The organism is Okeania sp. (genome assembly GCF_983059655.1).
The window spans coordinates 1-6,200 of record NZ_CEZPJD010000461.1 but is presented as its reverse complement, the minus strand read 5'-3'; the positions used below and the strand labels follow the sequence as shown (position 1 = coordinate 6,200).

The 6,200-nt window shown below is 31.9% G+C and carries 3 protein-coding genes; all 3 read right to left on the bottom strand.

What is annotated here, in order from left to right:
* Positions 1-2,330, bottom strand: a 2,330-nt coding sequence (locus AC3DU7_RS21820; RefSeq protein ID WP_488041406.1) for an ATP-binding protein, incomplete at its 3' end; no start/stop codon positions are given.
* Positions 2,331-2,454: 124 nt separating this feature from the next.
* Entirely contained in the window at positions 2,455-3,510 is a 1,056-nt protein-coding gene (locus AC3DU7_RS21815) for a sugar ABC transporter substrate-binding protein (protein ID WP_488041405.1), read from the bottom strand.
* A gap of 1,053 nt (positions 3,511-4,563) precedes the next feature.
* Positions 4,564-5,616 carry an adenosine deaminase gene (locus tag AC3DU7_RS21810; RefSeq protein WP_488041404.1) on the bottom strand — a complete coding sequence of 351 codons (1,053 nt, stop codon included), beginning with the start codon at positions 5,614-5,616 and terminating at the stop codon, positions 4,564-4,566.
* Between the last annotated feature and the right edge of the window lie 584 nt (positions 5,617-6,200).

The window sequence follows — 6,200 nt, the reverse complement described above, 5'->3', positions numbered from 1 at the left end:
TCTAGAGTTGCAGCGAGTTCATGCAGTTGTACAGGTTTACTTAGATAGTCATTCATACCTGCTTTGAAACAATTTTCTCGGTCTTCTTTCATAGCATTTGCTGTCATAGCAATAATCCAAGGTTGGCAAGTAGATTCAGTATTTTTAAATTGTTGACGGATATGATGAGTCGCTTCTATCCCATCCATTTCAGGCATTTGTATATCCATAAAAATTATGTCGTAGAATTGGTTTTTGACTGCTTCTACTGCTGCTAAACCGTTTTTTACTACTTCTATAGTATATCCTAAGCGATGCAACATCTTCTTCGCAATAATTTGGTTTACAGGATTATCTTCTGCTAAGAGAACGCGTACAATAGATTGTTTTATGCACTGGGAATTATCGGATTTTTGAGAAGTAATTAATGATGAATTTGAGTTTACTTGCTGTGGTAATTCTGGAGCTAAAGGTAAGTCTAAATCCACCCAGAAAATACTACCAATTCCTGGTTTGCTAGTTACTTTTAATGAACCTCCCATTGTCTCTACTATTTTGTTGCTAATTGCTAGTCCTAATCCTGTTCCTTCAACTTTCTTTCGATTCTTTCCTACTTGTTCAAATGGTAGGAATATTTTTTCTAAGTCATTGGGATGAATACCTTTACCCGTGTCTTCTATTTGAAAGCGAATTTTTTGCTGTTTTTCTGATTGTGAATTATTTTCTCCGATAGAACATACTTTAAAGTTAACTCCCCCTTGTTCGGTAAATTTAATAGCATTTCCTAATAAGTTAATTAGTACCTGTCTTAATCTTTTTTCATCCACTATAACTCTAGGAGGTAATGTGTTAGGAACTAGATAGTTCAAATAAATTTTCTTTTCTTGGGCACGAATCCTGAAAATTTCAAATATTCCATGAATAAATTTGGGGAAATCTAACTCTTTTGGTAACAATTCTAGTTTGCCAGCTTCTATTTTAGATATGTCGAGAATGTCACTAATGAGTGTTAATAAATGAGAACCAGATTGATAAATAATTTCAACTTCTTGTTGTTCTTTAGATGTGAAACTTGGTGAATCTTTCAGAAGTTGAGCTATACCTAATATTCCATTTAGAGGAGTCCGCAATTCATGGCTCATGTTTGCTAAAAATTCACTTTTTGCTTTATTAGCAGTATCAGCAGTGACTTTGGCTTCCATTAATTCAGCAGTACGTTCTTTGACTCTAATTTCTAATGCTTCAAAAGAATTTTGTAACTGTTCAGCCATTTGATTAAAAGATTGTGCTAAAGCTCCCAGTTCGTCATTATGTTTAACTTTTATTCTATGGTTTAATGCTCCGTTAGCCATAGTAGTTACGGCTTTGTCTATAAAGCGTAGTGGTAATACAATTCTATGTCTAGTAAAATAAACTATGTTATAAACAATTAAAACTATAGATAGCAAAGCTAGTAATAAAAATATTACGGGTACTAGGAATGGTTGAAGTGCTTCTTTTATTGGTTCTTCAACAATAACTAACCAAGGTACTTTGGCTAATTTTTTACTCTTAGAAAATACCCAATTTTGATCGATTGTTTGATAAAAATTTATTTGTGGTTTATATTTGCTGCTGTTCCCACCAGATAATGCTTTAAGGTTAGTTATTTGTTGAATAAAATTTTGGTTCTGATGAACAATAACTAAGCCTTCATTATTTACGATATATACACAACCGTTGTTTCCGACTTTAATTTCAATTGTTTTATCCCATAATTCTGTCAAGTCAACTCTCGCCACTAATGAACTTTGAAAAATTCCAATATCATTAGTAACAGCGATCGCTACTTCTATATATGGTTGTTGATTTTGAAATTGGACATTACTAATATATAATGATTCAACTCGACCGCGATCGGATAACCAAGGTTGTCGATCTATTTGTTTTTGTTTTGAACGATTAAATCTACTATTCTGTACTAAAACTTTCCCGTCAATATCCACAACTATTAAATCTAAAAAAGAGCGATTTCTGTCTCGCATCTGATTCATTATCAAGTTAATTTTATTAACATTATTAGTTGTTGATAAAGCAGCACTTGTAGCTACCATATCGCTTTCTAGTGCTAAAAAAAATTGATTAAAACTTGTAACTGCTTCTACTTTTGCATGATTAATTTTTTGATGAGCTTGTTGTATTGTTACTAACAAACTTAGCAAAGTTGTAGCTGTAATACCGAGAATAGCAATTAAGCTAAGTATAATAACCCTAAATGTTATTTGTTTTCTTAAGGATGTTGGTTGTTTTTCTAATTTATTAAATTTTAAATTAGGGTAAAAAAAAATGGTATAGATATTATTTATATTCATAGATTTAGTAATTAAATTTATCTTTTCTTTTGCGGGCTTAATATCATGTCCAGTAGCATCGGAGCGTGTATAAAATTAAACTAGCAATGGGAAAAAACTTTCTGTATTCTGCCTTCTTCCTTCTTCAATCAAAATTTTCTGAAGTTATGACTTCAGTATTTGGTAAAAGGATAATATTAGGGAAAGTTTCTCCATTTTCTAAATGGCGAATCATTAATTGAATTGCCAATCGTGCTTGTTGTTTAGGTGCTTGATTAATTGTAGCTGTAATTTTACCTTGTTTAATTGCTTCTAAACCATTTTCTAGACCATCAAATCCTGTAATAATTATTGGCGGATATTGACTATTTTTTACTGCTTGACTAGCACCTAAAGCCATACTATCATTGGCTGCTATAATTACATCAATATTGTCAAACTTTTGCAACAAATTTGTGGTAACTTCTTGTGCTTTTGATTGCTCCCAGTTAGCAGATTCAATAGCAACTATTTTCATATTCCCTGTTTTTAAACCTGCCATAAAACCCAGGCGACGCTGAATAGCATTATCGTGATTAGGCGCACCATCTAAAATGGCAACTGTACCTTTTCTCCTCAATTTTTTAACCACCCACTCGCCCATTGATTTTCCCGCAGCAAAATTATTAAATCCAACAAAAGTTAGTATTCGATCGCTATTAAGTGGAGTATCCATAGCAATAACTGGTATCCCAGAATTAATAGCTTTTTCAACGGCAGGAACTAATCGAATTGAATCAGATGAACCGATGATAATTCCATCTATTTCTTCTGTTTCAATTAAATTTGCTACTAGAATAATTTGGTCTTCAACAAATTCTGTTGTTTGAGGTTTTTCGGAATTAATTATAGTTATATCTATATTGAAATTTTGTGCAGCTTTTTCAGCACCTTCTTTAACATCTTTCCAATAAGGTTCTTCTGGGGTTGTTTTAAGGATGTAGGCTATTTTCCAAGGTTTGGTAGCTTTGATTTCTGTTTGAAAAATTTCGTCTGATACTTGAATAACTTGAGAATATAACTGTTTTTTAGAGAAAGTTGATTCCAGGTCTTCTGAAATTTTTGCTTGGTTATTACAGCCGAAATTTAATATACATAGTGTGAATATTATTATAGTTGATGAAAATAAATAGCAGGAATCATATAGATTATTTTGCTTCATGTTGATTATTTAATTTTCGAGTTTGTTTGATAATAGTTGTATTAGAAAACTTTGATATTTCCTCCAGAGTAGTTATGACAAAATCAGAAAAAAATCCCTCGAGTGAGATATACATTAGCATTATTTACAAGATTACATAAATGCAGCTTTAATAAAAATCAAGCCTGGGGGGTTACACCATTTCTCAAAAACTTTTCTACACTTTCTTGAGTAGGGGAGTGGGGAAGTGGGGGAATGGGGGAGTAGGGGAGTGGGGGAGTAGGGAGAAAAGTAAAAACATAATTATTTAATAATTTACCATAGTTATTCTAGAATATCTACTTTGATTAAGAAAGAAAGAAGGGAGAAGGAAAAATAAAAATAGGATTGAATAAGTTCCTTCTAGGTATAAATTTATCAGTGATTTTTTGTGTAGTTAAGGGTTGCTGATTAAATCTAAAAGTCTTTATAGATAAAAGTAAGTGCCTTTTTAAGTATCAAAAAGTGTGAGGTTTTAAGTGGTAATGGTTCAATTAGGAGCGGATTTTGTTCAAGATTTGTGCAAGACAATTTTAGGACAATTCTTATACCCATTCCCAAAAATAATGCTATACTTCCGATGAACTTCAGTTATTAGGGAATAGCAGAAAATAAATTATCCCAATTTTTGTACTTAGATCGTTAACTAGCTAATCTCTACTCCCTTAACTTTTTCAATTTCTTCCCTACTCCCTACTCCCTAAATCAAAAGAATTTTATAGTCTACTTAAATGAAAACTGCTGTATCAATTATCCATTAATGAAAGTATTTCATATTATACCAAGCGTGAAAAAAGAATGCTATAAAAAGTGCCCCTCAATCAGATATGCTTAAAAATAGTGATTTCCGTTTATTAAAGAATAGTTATTTCTATCGTTTTTACCTTTTTTTTCAAAATTTTATCCTTCTTCCTTCTTGCTTCTTCCTTCTTTCTTACTTCTACTATTTGTAACAAACACTTATCAAACTTGGTATTAGATAAAAAAACAGCCTACTGATAAAGTGAAGCTGCTTGATAAATTTACTTTTTATTGTTATGCCAGATTAGAACTTACGGTGCCTGAAACTATATGTTCTGGCTGTAATAATCCTGTTAACATTTCCTCTGGTCTCTTACCATGAGGCCAAGCAAAAGCATGACGAAATGCTGCATCTTGACAAGCTTGTAGTTGTCGAAAATCAATTACATCTAATGTTAGTAAATTCTCATATTCAAACGGCAAACGTACATTATGTAAACCAGCATTATCTGTACAAATAGCAATATCTACTCCGGCATCAAAACATTGGTCAAATACTTGCTTTAACTGACTCATATTATCCATAGTACCTGTTTTGAAATAAGTAGTTGGACAAACTTCTAAACATTGCCCTTTGTTAGCCACTTCTTTTAATAGTTCTGGATGTTTTAAAGGAATTTGAATTCCATGACCAATTCGCATTAAATAAGGTAGTAACTCTGGATGACAACCGTTGGGAGTTTCATAAAGATGTCCAGTAGTTTTCACCTTCTGGGAACGTGCATATTTATACAGTTTAATAAACTCATCTATGCGTTCGCCATAATGATTATCTCCACCAGCTAAATCTATAGCACATACATATTCTGGCATTTGTACTGCTAAATTTACAATTGCTTGATTCACTTCATAGGGTAATCTAGTGTGCATACATAAAATTTGGCTAGTAACAATAGGATATTCATTTTGTTGACTTGCCTGACCTACAGTCGTAACTATTTCTGACATTAAATCTATACGTTCAGACTGAGATAAATGTTCTGGAGTTCTCAAGTAAGGTGTATAACGTAACTCTAAATAAGCTAAATTTTCAAATGTATAAGCTCCTCGAATTAAGCGATAAATAAAGTAAGGCAATGTCTCAATAGTTTGAACGTGTTCTACTAAGGTATGTAGTTCTAAATATTCATCTAATGTGTTCCTTGGTTTGGTGTAAAATTCTTCAAATTGTTGATATTCGGGAAAACGCTTTGCTAGCTCCTCGTTTTGGCGTTGGAAATATCGCCATAAAACTCTAGGAACTACGGAGCCTCCTAAATGTCTATGTAATTCTGCGTGTAAAGCCATAGAAATCTAATTTATCCTTTAAGTATTAATAGCTAATTATAGCTAGATGAAGGCAGAAGGCAGAAGGGAAGAGGTTTCAGAGCTACTTTACTTTTTGTTGCATACTTATATTTTTTTCGTGCCTACCTACTTAATTCTAGTTTCAGCAATTAAGCTTTCCTACATAAATAAGTTTTGAACAAATGTTAGTTATCTAAATACTGAAAGTTACTTTTGTTGATATGTAGTTAATATTGATAATTATATCTAGAATGGTAATAGTATTTTCTAGAACTAAAAAATCAGTATTCATCTAGTTATAATGAAATAATTGAAACAGTATTTAAATACAAAATTGACTATTTTATTTTTGCCTCTTTACCAATTGATACAGCAGTTTTCTTTGCTATGAGGTACAGTCCAATCTTCTTAGTTTTTTACTTCTGACTTCTACCTTAAAATTAAGGTGTACTTCATTAAATCGGAAAGTGCTGTAATTAGAAGGTAAGGTATCGATCAAATAATCTATTATGGAACTTCTTCACTAATTAGCAGTTCAGTTAATGTTAATTATTCTGAATGTTTACTTCCTTCTCTCTAACTCC